Source organism: Microbacterium sp. MMO-113, assembly GCF_037148555.1.
GTDB lineage: Bacteria > Actinomycetota > Actinomycetes > Actinomycetales > Microbacteriaceae > Microbacterium.
Genome location: NZ_JBBCTD010000004.1, coordinates 182,995 through 200,039, shown reverse-complemented (window position 1 = coordinate 200,039; position 17,045 = coordinate 182,995). Strand labels below are relative to the sequence as shown.

At 71.5% G+C, this 17,045-nt stretch carries 13 protein-coding genes and 1 riboswitch; of the genes, 11 read left to right on the top strand and 2 right to left on the bottom strand.

Translation table 11 applies throughout. The annotated features are described in order from the left end of the window. The 5 genes from hemC (at position 1) to WFJ36_RS14610 (ending at position 4,940) form a co-directional block, all read left to right on the top strand. On the top strand, positions 1-1,002 hold the full coding sequence (gene hemC / locus WFJ36_RS14630) for a hydroxymethylbilane synthase (protein ID WP_071329215.1): 1,002 nt from the start codon (positions 1-3) through the stop codon (positions 1,000-1,002). Next, positions 999-1,796: a uroporphyrinogen-III synthase gene (locus WFJ36_RS14625; protein ID WP_071329214.1), complete on the top strand. Its 798-nt coding sequence runs from the start codon at positions 999-1,001 to the stop codon at positions 1,794-1,796. The genes hemC and WFJ36_RS14625 overlap by 4 nt, the downstream gene beginning before the upstream one ends. Next, positions 1,793-2,770 carry a porphobilinogen synthase gene (gene hemB, locus WFJ36_RS14620; RefSeq protein WP_071329213.1) on the top strand — a complete coding sequence of 326 codons (978 nt, stop codon included), beginning with the start codon at positions 1,793-1,795 and terminating at the stop codon, positions 2,768-2,770. Before WFJ36_RS14625 ends, hemB begins: the two co-directional genes overlap by 4 nt. 96 nt (positions 2,771-2,866) lie before the next feature. Next, positions 2,867-4,189, top strand: coding sequence for a glutamate-1-semialdehyde 2,1-aminomutase (locus WFJ36_RS14615; RefSeq protein WP_336643584.1), 1,323 nt, complete (start codon positions 2,867-2,869; stop codon positions 4,187-4,189). Between the two features lie 301 nt (positions 4,190-4,490). Then, on the top strand, positions 4,491-4,940 hold the full coding sequence (locus tag WFJ36_RS14610) for a hypothetical protein (protein ID WP_071329211.1): 450 nt from the start codon (positions 4,491-4,493) through the stop codon (positions 4,938-4,940). 50 nt (positions 4,941-4,990) lie between these two features. Here WFJ36_RS14610 and WFJ36_RS14605 read toward each other — a convergent pair whose 3' ends face one another. Further along, positions 4,991-6,949, bottom strand: a complete 1,959-nt coding sequence (locus WFJ36_RS14605; RefSeq protein ID WP_336643583.1) for an ATP-binding cassette domain-containing protein — start codon at positions 6,947-6,949, stop codon at positions 4,991-4,993. Positions 6,950-7,059: 110 nt separating this feature from the next. Between WFJ36_RS14605 and WFJ36_RS14600 the strand changes: the two genes are divergently transcribed. The 3 genes from WFJ36_RS14600 (at position 7,060) to WFJ36_RS14590 (ending at position 12,344) form a co-directional block, all read left to right on the top strand. Next, positions 7,060-8,121: an enoyl-CoA hydratase/isomerase family protein gene (locus WFJ36_RS14600; RefSeq protein WP_071329209.1), complete on the top strand. Its 1,062-nt coding sequence runs from the start codon at positions 7,060-7,062 to the stop codon at positions 8,119-8,121. A 192-nt stretch (positions 8,122-8,313) separates the two neighbouring features. Beyond that, on the top strand, positions 8,314-10,041 hold the full coding sequence (locus WFJ36_RS14595) for an ABC transporter ATP-binding protein (protein ID WP_336643582.1): 1,728 nt from the start codon (positions 8,314-8,316) through the stop codon (positions 10,039-10,041). Next, positions 10,038-12,344 carry an ABC transporter ATP-binding protein gene (locus tag WFJ36_RS14590; protein WP_336643581.1) on the top strand — a complete coding sequence of 769 codons (2,307 nt, stop codon included), beginning with the start codon at positions 10,038-10,040 and terminating at the stop codon, positions 12,342-12,344. The genes WFJ36_RS14595 and WFJ36_RS14590 overlap by 4 nt, the downstream gene beginning before the upstream one ends. Before the next feature lie 58 nt (positions 12,345-12,402). Here WFJ36_RS14590 and WFJ36_RS14585 read toward each other — a convergent pair whose 3' ends face one another. Further along, entirely contained in the window at positions 12,403-13,890 is a 1,488-nt protein-coding gene (locus WFJ36_RS14585; RefSeq protein ID WP_336643580.1) for a D-alanyl-D-alanine carboxypeptidase family protein, read from the bottom strand. A gap of 70 nt (positions 13,891-13,960) precedes the next feature. Continuing rightward, positions 13,961-14,072: riboswitch (TPP riboswitch) on the top strand. On the opposite strand from WFJ36_RS14585, the gene WFJ36_RS14580 reads away from it, so the two are divergent. The 3 genes from WFJ36_RS14580 (at position 14,063) to WFJ36_RS14570 (ending at position 16,946) form a co-directional block, all read left to right on the top strand. Next, entirely contained in the window at positions 14,063-14,704 is a 642-nt protein-coding gene (locus WFJ36_RS14580) for an ECF transporter S component (protein ID WP_071329205.1), read from the top strand. (Overlaps the previous riboswitch by 10 nt.) Next, the gene (locus WFJ36_RS14575) at positions 14,704-16,158 is read left to right on the top strand and encodes an ABC transporter ATP-binding protein (protein WP_292788589.1); all 1,455 of its coding nucleotides are present in this window, start codon (positions 14,704-14,706) and stop codon (positions 16,156-16,158) included. Before WFJ36_RS14580 ends, WFJ36_RS14575 begins: the two co-directional genes overlap by 1 nt. Beyond that, positions 16,155-16,946, top strand: a complete 792-nt coding sequence (locus WFJ36_RS14570; RefSeq protein ID WP_336643579.1) for an energy-coupling factor transporter transmembrane component T family protein — start codon at positions 16,155-16,157, stop codon at positions 16,944-16,946. Before WFJ36_RS14575 ends, WFJ36_RS14570 begins: the two co-directional genes overlap by 4 nt. The last annotated feature ends 99 nt before the right edge of the window (positions 16,947-17,045 follow it).

Below are 17,045 nucleotides of genomic sequence, written 5' to 3'. Positions count from 1 at the left end.
ATGAGCACCCCCATCCGTCTCGGCACCCGTCGCAGCGCGCTCGCGCAGGCGCAGTCCGGTCACGTCGCCGCCGCGCTGGAGAAGGTCACCGGCCGCCGCGTCGAGCTCGTCCCGATCACCAGCGAAGGCGACACCAACCGCGCCTCGCTGTCAGAGATCGGCGGCCTCGGCATCTTCGCCACCCGGCTCCGTGAGGCCCTCCTCGCCGGCGAGTGCGACTTCCTCGTGCACTCGCTGAAGGACCTTCCGACCGCGGTGCCGGAGTCGCTCGTCATCGCGGCGACGCCCCGACGGGAAGACGCCCGTGATGTCGTGCTCACCCGCCACGGCATCCCCCTGCACGAGCTGCCCGAAGGGAGCGCCGTCGGCACCGGCTCCCCGCGACGCATCGCGCAGGTCCACCGTCGGGCGCCCCGTGCCCACGTCGTGGACATCCGCGGCAACGTCGACTCCCGCCTCGCGCGGGTGGCGTCCGGCGAGCTGGACGCCGTGATCCTCGCCGCCGCCGGACTCTCGCGGCTCGGCACGGACTCCCCGTTGCACCGCGAGGAGCTCGGCCTGGCGGAGTGGCCGACGGCGCCCGGCCAGGGGTCGCTCGCGGTCGAGACGCGGGCGGATGCGCCGGAGGAGCTGCGCGCGGCGCTGTCGGCGCTGGACCATCGGGAGACGCGGCTGGCGATCACGGTCGAGCGCGCCATCCTGGAGGGACTGGATGCCGGTTGTCAAGCCCCCATGGCGGCGCACGCGATCGTCCAGGGCTCCGAGATCCGCGTCAGGACGGTGGTCTACGCCCCGGACGGCGGTCGCCGGATCGGGCTGGACGTCACGGAAGCCCTGAACGGGGAGTATATTCATCGGAACGGCAGTGGCAATGGTGCGGATGCTGCCGATGGTGCAGACCCGATGCACGCAGCGCGTGAGTTCGGGCTCGCTGTTGCCCGTCGGCTGCTCGATCAAGGGGCGGCTGACCTCGTCCCTCAAGAGCACTCCGAATTGTCATGACCACTTCTGAAAGCAAGCAGGACCGACCGCTGGACGGCTGGCGCATCCTCGTGCCCCGTGGCGGCCCCTGGGGTGACAGCGTCGCCGCGAGCCTCCGGGCCCTCGGCGCCGTTCCCGTCGTCGCCCCCCTCATCAACTTCGCTCCGACGACCGACCAGGCGACCCTCGATCGTGCGCTGGAGCAGCTCGCAGCCGGGGAGTTCGACTGGCTGACCGTCACGAGCGCGACCACGGTGGACGTCCTGTTCGCGCACCGCGCGGTCGTGCCCAAGACCACGAAGATCGCCGCGGTGGGCGAGACGACGGCCGCGGCGCTGCAGGCCGTGGGCTACGAGGTCGCCCTGGTCCCGGAGCAGGACAACTCCGCGCAGGGCATGGCGCAGCAGCTCATCGCCCTGGAGCACGAGCCGCGTCGCATCCTGGCCCTGCGCAGCGAGATCGCCAAGCCCGTCCTCAGCCTCCTCCTGTCCGACGCGGGGCACGACGTGCACGGCGTCGTCGCCTATCGCACGGTCGGTGTCCCGGTGACGGAGCGCATCCGCCGCGACGTCGAGAACGGCCGGATCAACGCGATCCTCATCACCAGCGGATCGGTGGCCGAGCAGGTTCGCGAGCAGTTCCCCGAGATCCCGGACGAGACGCTGCTCGCGGCCATCGGCCCGCGCACAGCCAAGGACGCCGAGCGTGCCGGTCTCCCCGTCTCGGTGGTCGCCGATCGGCAGACCATCGACGCGCTGATCGATGCCGTGTCGCAGTTCACCCTTCCGCACGCGGCAGACGAGTTCGCGCCGTGAGCTTCCCCGACATTCGTCTGCGCCGACTGCGACAGTCGCGCGCTGTTCGCGACCTCGTGCGCGAGACCTCCCTCGAGCCGCGTCAGCTCGTGCTCCCGCTCTTCGTCCGCGAGGGCCTCAGCGAACAGGTCCCCATCGGATCGATGCCCGGTGTCGCTCAGCACTCGATCGACTCGCTGCGGGCGGCCGCCGTCGAGGCCGCCGAGGTCGGAGTGGGCGGCGTCATGCTGTTCGGCGTTCCCGCGGTCCGCGACGCCCGCGGCTCCGGCGCGGACGACCCGCAGGGCATCCTGAACGTCGCCACCGAGGCGCTGGCAGCCGAGGTCGGCGACGCGCTCGTCGTGCAGACCGACCTCTGCCTCGACGAATTCACCGATCACGGTCACTGCGGCGTCCTCGCTTCCGACGGCTCGGTGGACAACGACGCGACCCTGGAGCGGTACGCCTCGATGGCCCTCGCCCAGGCGCGCGCGGGCTCGCAGCTGCTCGGGCTGTCCGGGATGATGGACGGCCAGGTCGCCGTGATCCGTCAGGCGCTCGACGCCGAGGGCTTCACCGACACCCTCATCCTGGCGTACGCCGCGAAGTACGCCAGCGCGTTCTACGGCCCGTTCCGCGAGGCCGTGGACTCGCAGCTCCAGGGCGACCGCCGCACGTATCAGCTCGACCCCGGCAACCGTCGCGAGGGCGTACGGGAGGCGCTGGTCGACGAGGATGAGGGCGCCGACATCGTCATGGTGAAGCCGGCGATGGCCTTCCTCGACGTGCTGCGCGAGGTGCGCGACGCCGTGACCGTCCCGGTCTGGGCGTACCAGGTGTCGGGCGAGTACGCGATGATCGAGGCCGCCGCCGCGAATGGCTGGATCGATCGGCGTGCCGCGGTCCTCGAGTCGCTGCTGTCGATCCGCCGGGCGGGCGCCGATGCCGTGCTGACGTACTGGGCCACCGAAGCGGCCCGCTGGCTGCGCGGCTGAGTCTTCCTGCTGCCTGCCGGCGGCCTCCGGGGGAGACGCGGCGGGTTAGCCTGGAAGGGATGCCGGGAGAGTTCCGTGCATCACGGAGGAGCCTCGATGACCGACCGCAATGACGACCTTTTCTCTGCCGCCCGAGCGGTGATCCCCGGTGGGGTGAACTCTCCGGTGCGCGCCTACGGGTCGGTCGGCGGGACGCCCCGGTTCCTCGCTTCGGCGCGTGGTGCCACCGTGACCGACGCCGCGGGACGCGAGTACGTCGACCTCGTCGCTTCCTGGGGCCCCGCGCTGCTCGGACACGCGCAGCCCGAGGTCGTCGCCGCGGTGCAGGAGGCCGCCGCCCGGGGGCTCTCCTTCGGCGCTCCGACCGAAGGGGAGGTCGAGCTCGCGGCGCTCATCGCCGACCGCGTCCGCTTCGGTGAGATCCGTCCCGTCGAGCGCGTCCGTCTCGTGTCGACCGGCACCGAGGCCACGATGACCGCGATCCGTCTCGCCCGCGGCGCGACCGGCCGCGATCTGCTCGTGAAGTTCGCCGGGCACTATCACGGCCACTCCGACGGCCTGCTCGCGGAAGCCGGGTCCGGGGTGGCCACGCTGGCGCTTCCCGGTTCGGCCGGCGTGCCCGCGCCGATCGCCGCGCAGACGCTCGTGATCCGCTACAACGACCCCGAGGCGCTCGCCGCCGTCTTCGCCGAGCACGGCCCCCGCATCGCGGCCGTCATCGTCGAGGCCTCGGCCGCGAACATGGGCGTCGTCCCTCCGCTGCCGGGCTTCAACCGCCTCATCGCGGAGACCGCGCACGCCCACGGTGCTCTGATGATCCTCGACGAGGTCCTCACCGGCTTCCGGGTGCACCCGGCCGGCTTCTGGGGCCTCCAGGCGGCGGCCGGAGAGGACTACCTGCCCGACATCCTGACGTTCGGCAAGGTCGGCGGCGGCGGTATGCCGCTCGCGGCCCTCGGCGGTCGTGCCGAGGTCATGGACCTCCTGGCGCCCCTCGGACCGGTCTACCAGGCGGGCACGCTCTCCGGGAACCCGCTGTCCGTGGCTGCGGGCCTGGCCACGCTCCGCCTCGCGACGCCCGAGGTCTACGCGACCGTCGATGCCGCCGCCGCTCGGGTCTCGTCGGCGCTGGACCGCGCGCTCACCGAGGCCGGTGTGACCCATGCGCTCGCCTCCGCCGGCAACCTCTTCAGCGCCTCGTTCCGCGCCTCCGCTCCGCGCGACTACGCCGAGGCGCAGGCACAGGAGTCGTTCCGGTACGCGGCGTTCTTCCACGCGATGCGCGAGCACGGCGTCGCGCTGCCGCCGAGCGTCTTCGAGGCCTGGTTCCTCACCGCCGCCCACGGCGAGGACGAGCTCCAGCGCATCGAGGCGGCCCTGCCGCACGCCGCCCAGGCGGCCCAGACCGCGCGTCCCTGACCACTGCTCCCACGGCTGCCGGGGAGGTTCGTTCGCGTGAGAACAGGCACCCGCGCGGGGACAGGAACCCTTTGACCCCGTTGCCTGATCTCTCGTGAACGCCTGCAGGCTCGAGGGGCGTCGGCATCAGGCCTCCGCGCGGGGTCAGGCGTACGCCCGCGGCAGCGCCTGTTCTTGCGCGGCAGCCTGTTCTCGCGAAGGAGCCGTGCGTGCGGAGCGTGGGGGATTCCGACAAGGGATCGTTGCGTTCCTGTGAGCAACTTCCAGCCAACCGGGAGGGCGGCGCTGGCAGACTGGGGGCATGGTGACGTTGTTGCTGGACCAGACGCAACTCGAGGTCGTGCTCTCGCCCATCGAACGTGCCGCCACCTTCCACCGCGAGAACGTGCGCATCGTGCGCGACACGATCACCAAGGTCCAGCTGACGGATGACGCCTGGACCTGGCTTCGCGGGGTCCCCAATCCGGGTACCCACATCCCGGGCGTCCTGGCAGCCGGGAGCTGGAAAGCGGCAGGCAGCCTCGACTTCGTGCTGATCCGCCGCCGACGCCCCAGCGTGGTCGTCGATCTCGAAGGCGACCCGCAGTACAACCGTCTGATCCTGACTACACGGCACGGCCTCGCGCTGACGCAGGCGCTCCGCCTTCCGGTCTCCGAGGAGCCCGCAACGGTCGAGGAGATCGTCGCCACGGCCCCGACGCCGGTCTCGAAGGGCCGTCGCCGGCCCGTCATCCGGCCCCGCCCGGCCTGAGGTCGGACGCAGAACGCCCTCCCGATCGGGAGGGCGTTCGTGTGCGCGGTTCAGCCGTGGTTCTCGTCGGAGCGCGCGCTGTGGTCTTCGTCCGCATCGGTGTCGGGCGCCTGATCCTGGTCCGGAGCATGCGCACCGGACTCTTCCGAGGGCTCGCCCTGCGAGGACGCCTGCTCTTCGGGCGATGCGGCCTCGGCGGGGGCGTCGCCCTCCCCGGAAGCGAGCGGGTAGTCCCGGGGCTCGTCCTCGTAGTAAGCGCGGGCGGCGGCGGCGAGCATGGAGCTCACGGCCGCGGATCGCGGGTCCTCGTCGTCGCTCGCGGGGTCGAACCCGTCTGCCGGCTCCGTCGTGTCGGCGGTCGCGCCCTCGTCGTTCGGGGCGGCCGCGGTTTCGAGTTCGGAGAAGAACTCCACGCCCGCGGGGCCCGCCTCGTCGGCTGCGGACTCCGCGTCCTCGGCGCCGATCGAGCCGTCGGCGGCGTCGATCTCAGACGGAGCTTCAACAGCCTCGGCCTCGGCGCCCTCTGCGGGGAGGGACGCGTCGGGCGTCGTCTCGTCCGACTCTCCTGGGGTGGGAGCGTCCTGTCCCGCCGACTGCTCGGGCGACGTGCGCGCCTCCCCGGCCTTCGTGTCTTCGTCTGCCATCTCGGCGGAGGATGCCGCGAACAGGGCGGCGAAAGAGCGTCGCGGGGACTCGGTCGCGGACACCGGCGCGGGAGTGCCGGAGAGGATGTCGTCGAACGAGCGCGAGGAGTCGGACTTCGCATCGGACGCGGTGTCGGGCGTCGCGCCCGTCTCATCCTCGGGTTCGGGCAGCGTCAGCGCGACGGTCTCCTCGACGACGGGGACGACCTGGGTGGCGTCGTCGTTCGCAGCGGTCTCGACCACGGTCACGAGCGGGGTCGTCGCGTCGTCGGCCGGGCCCTCGGCTCCCACCGCCTCGTCGTCGTCGGACTCGGTGGCCGCGGCGTCGCCGGGGGTCTCCGTGCTGAGATCGTCGGCGAGAGCCGCGGCACCGCCGGCGGCGAGAGCGGAGGCGGCAGCTCCGGCGGCCGCTTCGCCCGTCGCGGACTCTGCCGCGTCCTCGGGCTGATCGAGTGCAGGCGCCGTGTCGAATCGACCGCCGCGCATGAGGTCGATGAACACGTCCTCCAACGTCGGACCGCGCTGCACGAGGGTGCTGAGAGCGATGCCGGCGTCCGCCGCAACGGCGCCCACCCGGCTCGCGTCCGTCCCCCGCACGGTCAGACCGGAGCGGAGCACCTCGATGTCGAATCCCGCGGCGACCAGGGCGGTCGTGAGGCCGGGACGATCGACGGAGTCGACCACCACCGAACCGCCGGCCGGGTCGGCCAGCGTCTCGATGCCGCTGGACAGCACGAGGCGTCCCTTGGAGAGCACGAGCACGTGGTCGGCGACCTGCTCGATCTCGCTGAGCACATGGGAGGAGACCAGGACCGTCCGGCCTTCGTCGGCGAGGCGACGCATCAGCAGGCGCATCCAGCGGATGCCCTCCGGGTCGAGACCGTTCGCCGGCTCGTCGAAGACGAGCGCTCCCGGGTCGCCGAGGAGTGCGTGGGCGACGCTGAGGCGCTGGCGCATGCCGAGCGAGAATCCGCCGATGCGGGTATCCGCTTCGCCCTCCAGGCCGACGAGGGAGATGACCTCGTCGACGCGCGCCAGGCGGATGCCGTTGGCCTTCGCGGCGATCGTGAGCTGACGGCTGGCCGTGCGGCGCGGCCGGTAGGCCGTCTCCTCCAGCACCGCGCCGATGGTGCGCAGCGGCTGACGCAGCTCGGCGTACGCGACGCCGCCGATCGTTGCGGTGCCGGACGTGGCGCGCACCTGGCCGAGCAGGATGCGCAGGGTCGTCGTCTTACCGGCGCCGTTGGGGCCGAGGAAAGCGGTGACCGCGCCGGGCTCGACCCGTGCGGAGAAGTCCGAGACGGCGGTCACCTCGTTGAAGCGCTTCGTCACATTCGTGAATTCGAGCACCTGTCCTTCGGGCATCCGGGACCTCTCGTTGCGATGAACAGTTCCTCCTATCCTGCCGGAAAACCGCCCCGGAACCCGCATTTCGTGCGGAATCCGGCCGCACGCGACGGGGTAGCCTGGCACCCGTGACCGATACCCCCGCCGCGCCCCGTGTCCTCATCCGCACCGAAGGAGCGCTCGGGCGGCTCACGCTCAACCGCCCTGAGGCGATCAATGCGCTCGACGAGGACATGATCGCGGATATCACCGCGGCGCTCGCCGGGTGGCGCGACGACTCCGACGTCCAGATCGTCCTCATCGACGGCGAGGGCGAGCGTGGGATGTGCGCAGGGGGCGACGTGCGCCGCCTGCACAGCCAGATCACCTCGGGTCATCCGGAGCAGTCCGCGGAGTTCTTCCGCCGGGAGTACGCGATGAACGCCATGATCGCGGAGTATCCGAAGCCCGTCGTCGCGCTCGCCGACGGCATCACGATGGGCGGCGGCATCGGTCTCGCGGGGCATGCCGCGATCCGCGTGGTCACCGAGCGCTCGAAGCTCGCCATGCCGGAGACCCGGATCGGCTTCACGCCCGATGTCGGCGGCACGTGGCTGCTGGGGCGGGCGCCGGGGCGCCTCGGCGAGTACCTCGGTCTCACCGGGACGACGATGAACGGTGCCGATGCCGTGTACGCGGGATTCGCCGACCACTTCGTCCCCTCCGACCGCCTCGATGCCCTTCGCGAGGCTCTCGCCTACCGCGCCGACCCGACGAGCCCCAGCGAGATCGTCCTGCTGTTCGACGAGACGCCGGAGCCGTCTGCGCTCCCCGCCGCGCGGGAGTGGATCGACGACGCCTTCGCCGCCCCGACCGTCCCCGAGATCCTGGAGCGGCTCCGCGCGCTCGGCACCGACGAGGCGGCGGCCGTCGCCGACCTGCTCGACGGGCTGGCCCCGACCGGGCTCGTCGTCACGCTCGATGCGGTGCGGGAGGCCCGGGAGATGACCGGGCTCCGCGCCGCGCTGGAGGGCGAGTACCGCCGAGTGCTCTGGTTCGTGAACGAGCACCCCGATCTCGTGGAGGGCATCCGCGCGCAGCTCGTGGACAAGGACCGCAACCCGCGGTGGCAGCCCGCCACCCTTGCCGAGCTCGGACCCGACGCCGGGGCTCCCGCCCGCGACTACGTCCCGCAGCCGGCGCTGTTCTGACGCGCGCCTCGGCGTCGAGCCCCCCAAACAGATAGACAACGGTGACGCGTTAGCGGTTCGCTCTGAGCGAAGGTCCTCCCGGAGGGGGATCCGAATGTCGCCGCTTCGTGGCACCCTGTCCTATGGCCGGTCGTCGGTCGGCATCCGTCTGCCGGGAGATCCGCCACCTCCTCCTTCCGAGAAAGTACGCCTGTGCTGGGAAAACTCCTCCTCCGATATCTGTCTCGCTACAAGTGGCTCCTCGTCGCCGTGCTGGTCTTCCAGTTCGCCAGCGCGGCCGCCACCCTCTACCTGCCCCGCCTCAACGCCGACATCATCGACAACGGCGTCGCGCAGGGTGACACCGCGTACATCTGGCGCACCGGTCTGTTCATGCTGGCGGTGTCGCTCGGCCAGATCGTCGCCTCGGTCATCGCGACCTACTTCGCCGCCCGCGCCGCGATGGGGGCGGGTCGCGACATCCGCGCCGACGTGTTCGGCAAGGTCAGCGGCTTCTCCGAGCGCGAGGTCTCGCAGTTCGGCGCCGGTTCCCTCATCACCCGCAACACGAACGACGTGCAGCAGGTGCAGATGCTCGCGATGATGGGCGCGACCATGCTCGTCACAGCGCCGCTGCTCGCGATCGGCGGCATCATCTTCGCCGTGCAGACCAATGCCGGGCTGAGCTGGCTGATCGCCGTCTCCGTCCCGGTGCTGCTCCTGCTCGCGGCCCTCGTCATCGGACGGATGGTGCCGCTGTTCCGCAGCTACCAGGGCAAGCTCGACAACGTGAACCGCATCATGCGGGAGCAGCTCACCGGCGTGCGCGTGGTCCGGGCCTTCGTCCGCGAGCGCATCGAGGAGGAGCGCTTCCGCGGCGCGAACACCGACATCATGGTCGTCGGCCGCAAGGTCGGCTCGCTGTTCGTGCTGCTCTTCCCACTGTTCATGCTCATCCTCAACGTGACCGTGGTCGCCGTCATCTGGTTCGGCGGCATCGAGGTCAACAACGGCACCGTGCAGGTGGGAACGCTGTTCGCCTTCATGCAGTACATCGGTCAGATCATGGGCGGTGTCATCATGGCGAGTTTCATGGCGATGATGATCCCGCGCGCCGCCGTCTCAGCCGAGCGCATCGGCGAAGTGCTGAACACCGAGTCGACGATGACCCGCCCGGCGGATGGCGTCACCGCCTTCCCGGCACCGGGAGCGGTCGCGTTCGACGACGTGGAGTTCACCTACCCCGGCGCCGACGCCCCGGTCCTCACCGGCATCAGCTTCGCCGCCGAGCCGGGCGAGACCGTCGCGATCGTCGGCTCCACCGGATCGGGGAAGACCACGCTCGTCTCGCTCATCCCGCGCCTGTTCGACGTCTCGGGTGGTGCGGTGCACGTGGGCGGCACGGACGTCCGCGACGCCGACGTCGAGGCGCTGTGGGACAGCATCGGCCTCGTGCCGCAGCGCCCCTTCCTCTTCACGGGCACCGTCGCGTCCAACCTGCGCTACGGCCGCGAGGACGCCACCGACGAGGAGCTCTGGCACGCGCTCGAGATCGCTCAGGGGCGCGACTTCGTGGAGGAGATGCCGGACGGCCTCGACTCCCGCATCGCCCAGGGCGGCACGAACGTGTCCGGCGGCCAGCGACAGCGCCTCGCGATCGCGCGCGCCCTCGTCCACCGGCCGCAGGTGCTCGTGTTCGACGACTCGTTCTCCGCGCTCGACCTCACCACGGACGCCCGGCTGCGACAGGCGCTCTGGCGGGAGCTCCCGCACGTGACGAAGATCGTGGTCGCGCAGCGCATCTCCACCATCACCGATGCCGACCGCATCGTGGTGCTGGAGGGTGGCACGATGGTCGGAGTCGGCACGCACGAGGAGCTGTTGGAGACCAGCGAGACCTACCGGGAGATCGTCGAGTCGCAGCTGGGGGTGGACGCATGAGCGAGCAGGACCCTTCGACAAGCTCGGGGAACCAGGGGGCAAGCTCCGGGACCCAGGGGGCCGAGACCCGGCGCCGTCGCGGACGGGGTGCGGCCGCCGCGCCCACGACCGAGCGGGAGCTCACTGCCGAGGAGCAGTACGAGGCCGAGCTCGCCGAGCAGGCACGGCAGAACTCCGGCGACTGGGACAGCGTCGCACCGGGCAAGGCCGACCACTTCGGTCCGAGCTTCGCCCGCATGATCGGGCTGCTCAAGCCCTCCGCGGTCTGGTTCGTCTTCGTGTCGATCCTCGGAGCGATCGGGGTCGTGCTGACCGTCGCCGCCCCGAAGGTGCTCGCCGAGGCGACGAACATCGTCTACCGCGGCTTCATCTCCATCCAGCTCGGCCAGCCCAGCGGCGACTTCCCGGGATTCCCGGCAGGGACGCCGCAGGACGTGGTGGTCGACGCCCTGCGCGACGCCGGACAGACCGACTTCGCCAATCAGGTCGGAGCGCTCGGCGACTTCCGGGTCGGCGACGGCATCGACTTCGACGCGCTGCGCTGGGTGATCGCCGCCGTCCTGGCGATCTACGTCGTGGCCGCCTTCCTCAGCTGGCTGCAGGGGTACGTCATCAACGTCATCATGGTCCGGACCATGTGGCGCCTGCGGGAGTCCGTCGAGGCGAAGATCAACCGGCTCCCGCTGGCGTACTTCGACAAGGTGCAGCGCGGCGAGCTGATCTCCCGCGTGACGAACGACATCGACAACATCACCCAGACCATGCAGCAGTCGCTGTCCGGTGCCCTCACCGCCGTGCTGACGGTGATCGGCGTGCTCGTGATGATGTTCTCGATCTCGTGGCAGCTCGCCCTCGTGGCGCTCGTGGCACTCCCGCTCATGGGCGTGATCTTCGGCGTCATCGGACCGCGGTCGCAGAAGGCCTTCGGCACGCAGTGGCGCAAGGTCGGCCGGCTCAACGCCCGGGTCGAGGAGGCCTTCTCCGGCCACGCGCTGGTCAAGGTGTTCGGCCGTGAGCAGGACGCTCTGGACAAGTTCAAGGCCGAGAACGAGGAGCTGTTCCAGGCGAGCTTCAAGGCGCAGTTCCTCTCCGGCATCATCATGCCCGCGATGACCTTCGTCGGCAGCCTGACCTATGTCGGCATCGCGGTGCTCGGCGGCCTCATGGTCGCGAGCGGGCAGCTGCGCCTCGGCGACGTGCAGGCCTTCATCCAGTACTCGCAGCAGTTCACGCAGCCGCTGTCGGAGCTGGGCGGCATGGCCGCGGTCGTGCAGTCCGGCACCGCGTCGGCGGAGCGGGTGTTCGGCCTGCTCGATGCCGACGAGCAGGAGGCCGACGACCCTGATGCCCCCGCGCTTCGCGAGGGGGAGGGCGTGATCGAGTTCGAGAACGTCTCGTTCTCGTACTCGCCGGAGCGGCCGCTCATCACCGATCTGTCGTTCCGCGTCGAACCGGGACAGACCGTCGCCATCGTCGGGCCGACCGGCGCCGGCAAGACGACGCTCGTGAACCTCATCATGCGGTTCTACGAGCTCAGCGGCGGGCGGATCACGCTCGACGGTCAGGACATCTCGACCATCACGCGCGACGAGCTGCGGTCCCGCACCGGCATGGTGCTCCAGGACCCCTGGCTCTTCGCCGGGAGCATCCGCGAGAACATCCGCTACGGGCGCTCGACCGCGACGGACGAGGAGGTGCTCGCCGCGGCGAAGGCGACCTACGTCGACCGCTTCGTGCACGCCCTTCCGGACGGGTACGACACCGTGCTCGACGAGGACGCGTCGAACGTCTCGGCCGGTGAACGCCAGCTCATCACGATCGCACGGGCCTTCGTGGCGCAGCCGTCGATCCTCATCCTGGACGAGGCCACATCGGCGGTCGACACCCGCACCGAGCTGCTGCTGCAGCACGCGATGGCCGCGCTCCGGCAGGGGCGCACCTCGTTCGTCATCGCGCATCGTCTGTCGACCATCCGCGACGCGGACCTCATCCTCGTGATGGAGCACGGCGACATCGTGGAGAAGGGCACGCACGACGAGCTCATCGCCGCACAGGGTGCGTACTGGCGCCTGTACCAGTCGCAGTTCGAGCAGGCGGCGACCGACCTCGACGCCGAAGCCGCGCTCACCGGCTCCTCGCCGGTCGTCGTGACCGGCGACGCGGACGAGGAGGCGAGCGCGCAGGAGCAGGCGACGGACGCGGTGGCCGGAGCGGCGGTCGGCGCCCAGCTCCCGGCGGCCGAGACCGCAGCGGCTCGGGCACTCCTCGACGACGGCGCTGACGGCTCCACGTCTCCGTCCTGACCCGGCTCACGAACGACGCCCCACTCCGGATCCGGAGTGGGGCGTCGTTCGTCAGCGCTCAGTCGTCTCCGGCGATGCCGAAGAGCTCGAGGGGGTGGGTGAGTCGCCACCACGGGCTCGGACCCTCCAGGTCCTCGTCGAGGACGAGGGCGGTCTCGGTGCTGTCGACGGGACCGGTCGTGGTCAGGGTGCCGACCGTCCCGTCCGCTTCGCGTTCCTCTCCGAGATCGAACACCGGCGTCGCCGTCGCGCTCGCTCCGTTCCACAGCACGACATCGGCGTCCTCACCGGCGACCACATCGACGCGCTCGCCCCAGACGGTGAGGACGCGCCCGACCACCGTGCCTGCCGGGACGGCCGGGCCCTGGGCCTGCAACGCTGCCTCCGTCTGAGCGAACAGGGCGCGGGTGAGGGCGAGGCGCGCCTCGTCGTCCTCCTGGTTCAATGCCGCGGCGTAGAGCCGGACCGTCGCGTCGCCGATGACGACGTCCTTGGCGGTCAACAGGTTCCAGCCGACGAGGGTGCCCGTCTTGATGCCGACGACTCCCGGATCGGCGAGCATGCCGTTCGTGTTCTCGACCGTCCCGGCCCCGGGCAGGTCGACGGACCGGGTGCCCACGATCTCGGCGAACACCGGATTCCGCATCGCCATCTCGCCCAGGGCCACGAGGGCCTCCGGGGTGGCGACGTTGCGCTCGTCGAATCCGGACGGCGTGACCACGGTGATGCCGGAGAGTCCGCGCTCGCCGAGCCAGACCTCGGCCGCGGCGGCGAACTCGCGGTCGGACCCCCAGATCTCCGACGCCAGCCGGTCGATGTAGTTGTTCGCCGAACCGAGCAGGGTGCCCTGCAGAAGCTGGTACTCGGTCAGCACTCCGCCCACCGGCACATCGAGCGCTGACTGATTGGCGATCCGATAGTCCCAGTAACGGATGCTGTCGGCGTAGGTGAAGGAGAACTCCGGGCCCTGTTCGCCGGGGGCCAGCGGCAGCCGGTCCAGCACCATGAGACTGCTGACGACCTTCGTGATGCTCGCGATGCTCACCGGAGCGGTGGTCGACGCCGCGGTGGTCATCCCGGCGATGCCGACCGCCCCGTCGCCGACCGCCGGCCAGGCGAGCGCGGCGGTGGGGGCGGCGACGGGGGTGAACTCGACCGCCTGGACGGTCGGGGCGATCTCATGCAGCGGCCAGAGCAGCGTGGTGCCGGCGTACGAGGCGACGAGGCCGGCGAGGACGCCGAGGGGGACGAGCAGGCCGGGTCCGGCGATCGCGGGCCGCAGCCGGGCGTCGCGCAGCAATCCCGTCTCCTCCTCCGTGCCGGCCGAGGCATCGAACTCGGGCGTCGATGAGGCCGCAGCGACGATCGACGGGTCCACCCAGGTCAGCGCGGTCGGCGGTGCCGAGGCATCGGCCCACGCCGCGGCTTCCGGAACCGGACCCGGATGATCGACCGCGGGCGCGGCGGATGCGGGTGCGGAGTCTTCGGGCCGCGCGTCGACGCCGACGCCGCCGGACGCCTCTTCAGGGGGATCGGAAGCGGTCACTCGCTTACGGTACCGAATCCGGCCCCGAATCCGCCGTGCGCGGGGCGGGACGCGCGGACGGTAGGATCGACAGCACAACCACGGGAGTCCGGCGAGCCGGGCTGAGAGGGAGCGAATCGCGCTTCGACCGTCGAACCTGATCTGGGTCATGCCAGCGCAGGGAGGAGTTCACATGAGTACGTCCACGTCCGCATCCCCGTCGAGGAACACCACGGCCGCTCCGGCGCGAGGCTACCTGCGCTGGCGCGTCATCGACATCGTCGTCGCCAGCGTCCTCGGTGTCGCCGCCGGTCTGATCTTCCTGGCCTGGAACGTCGGATACCTGGGGCCGAAGGCCCTGCTCGAGCCGTTGCTTCCCGGCCTCCAAGGGCTCCTCGACGGCCCGTGGCTCTTCGCGGGTGTGCTCGGCGGGCTCATCATCCGCAAGGCGGGTGCCGCGATCTACGTCGAGCTGCTGGCCGCCGTCGTCTCGGCGCTCATCGGCAACCAGTGGGGCGGCTTCCTCACGCTCGAGGCGGGTCTCGTGCAGGGTCTCGGCGCCGAGCTGGTCTTCCTGCTGTTCTTCTACCGCCGCTGGTCGCTGCCCGTCGCGATCCTCGCCGGGGCCGGTGCCGCGCTCGCGGGCGGCATCAACAACCTCGTCCTCTGGTATGCCGGCTCCGGTCCCGCCTTCACGACGATCTACCTCGTCAGCACCGTGATCTCCGGGGCGGTCATCGCCGGTGCGCTGTCGTGGGTGCTCGCCCGTGGCATCGCGGCGACCGGGGCTCTGGACCGGTTCGGCTCCGGGCGCGAGGCGCGCGTCCGCGTCTGATGTCCGGGCAGTTCGCTCCCGCCGGCGTCGAGGCCCGTGGCTGGGGCTGGCGACACGCGAGCCGCCTCGCCTGGGCGCTGCGCGACGTCTCGTTCCGCATCGAGCCCGGCGAGCGCGTGCTCGTGCTCGGCGCCTCCGGCGCGGGGAAGTCGACGCTGCTGCACGGTCTCGCCGGTGTGCTCGGCGGTGAGGAGGAGGGGGAGAGCGAAGGCGCGCTGCTCGTCGATGGCGAACCCGCCGCGGCGGCCCGCGGGCGGGCCGGGCTCGTGCTCCAGGACCCCGACTCGCAGGTGATCCTCGCTCGTGCCGGCGATGACGTCGCCTTCGGGTGCGAGAACCTCGGGGTGCCGCGTGCCGAGATCTGGCCCCGCGTCGAGGCCGCGATGGCCGGCGTCGGACTGGACGTGCCGCTCGATCACCCGACCGCGGCGCTCTCCGGCGGTCAGAAGCAGCGCCTCGCCTTGGCCGGCATGCTGGCGATGGGCCCCGGGCTGGTGCTGCTCGACGAGCCGACGGCGAACCTCGATCCGGAGGGCGTGCGCGAGGTCAGGGAGGCGGTGGAGCGGATGCTCGCCACGCGTCCCGCCACCCTCGTGGTCGTGGAGCATCGGCTCGAGGTGTGGTTGCCGCTCCTCACGCGGGTCATCGTGCTGGGGGCCGGCGGGGTGGTGGCGGACGGCACTCCCGCGGATGTGCTCGGTGCGCAGGGCGAGCGCCTGGCCGCGGACGGCGTCTGGGTGCCCGGCCGGCCGCCCGCCGAGCCGTCGGCACCGCGGGCGGCCCCCGGGGAGGTGCTGCTGTCGGCGCGCGGCCTCGCGGTCGCACGGGTGAAGGGACGTCCGGTGGCACACGGCATCGACCTGGAGGTGCGTGCGGGTGAAGCGGTCGCGATCACCGGGCCCAACGGTGCAGGCAAGTCCACGCTGGGTCTGACCCTCGCCGGACTCCTCCCTCCCGTCAGCGGCGCCGTGTCCGCGGCCCCGGTGCTCGCGCAGGGGGCGGATCCGTCGCCGATCCGCTGGGCTTCCCGCGAGCTCCTCACGCGGATCGGGATGGTGTTCCAGGAGCCGGAACATCAGCTCCTCGGCAAGACGGTGCGCGAGGAGCTCGCGGTGGGCCCCCGCGCCCTGGGTCTTTCCGAAGGCGAGATCGAGGCCCGTGTCGACGAGCTGCTCGACCGGCTGCGGCTGGCGCATCTGGGGGCCGCGAATCCGTACACGCTCTCGGGTGGAGAGAAGCGCCGGCTCACGGTCGCGGCCGCGATCGCCACGCGACCCCGGGTGCTGATCCTCGACGAGCCGACGTTCGGTCAGGACGCCCGCACCTGGGCCGAGCTCGTCGCGATGCTCGCCGCCCTGCGGGACGAGGGCTCCGCGATCGTCACCATCACCCACGATCTCGACGTGGTGCGCGCCCTGCACGCCACGCGGTTCGCGCTGGGGGCGTCGGCATGACGGCTCTCGCCCCCGCGCCCACCCGCACCGGCGTCGTCGCCCGGATCAATCCGGTCGCGAAGCTCGGGGTCAGCGCGCTCATCGCCGTGCCGCTGGTCCTCACCCTCGACCCGGTGTCGGCGGCTGTCGCGCTGGTGCTCGAGGCGGTGCTGTTCCTCTTCGCCGGCATCGGCTGGCGGGAGTTCTGGGTGCGCACGTGGCCGGTCTGGCTCGCGGCGCCGCTGACCGGTCTCACCATCGCCCTCTACGGCGAGACGAGCGGCGCCGTCTACGTCGACTGGTTCGTGCTCCGCATCAGCGAGGGGTCGCTCGCGCTCGCCGTCGCCACGATGCTCCGGGTGCTCGCGATCGCCCTGCCCTCGGTGGTGCTCTTCATCACGGTCGATCCCACGGACCTCGCCGACGGCCTCGGGCAGATCCTTCGGCTTCCGGCCCGTTTCGTGCTGGGCGCGCTCGCCGGCCTCCGCATGGCCGGACTGTTTCTCGACGACTGGCGTGCCCTCGAGCTCGCCCGCCGGGCGCGCGGCGTCGCCGACCGCGGACGCATCCGCCGCTTCCTCGGCATGGCCTTCGCCCTGCTCGTGCTGTCGATCCGCCGCGGCGCCAAGCTCGCGACCGCGATGGAGGCACGCGGCTTCGGCGCCCCGGGTCGTCGCACCTGGGCGCGCGAGTCGCGCTTCGGCGCGCCGGAGTGGCTTCTCCTCGCCGTCGGGGCCGCGATCTCCGCGACGGCGATCGCCGCTGCGGTCGCGACCGGCGCCTGGAACTTCATCCTCGGGCCGTCCTGACCCTCACCCCTTTCGGACGAGGGTCCGTAGAGGTGGCGCGAGTGGCCGGTCTAGCGTCCGCTGGAGACAGTGCCAATCGACACCGACCGAAAGGGACGT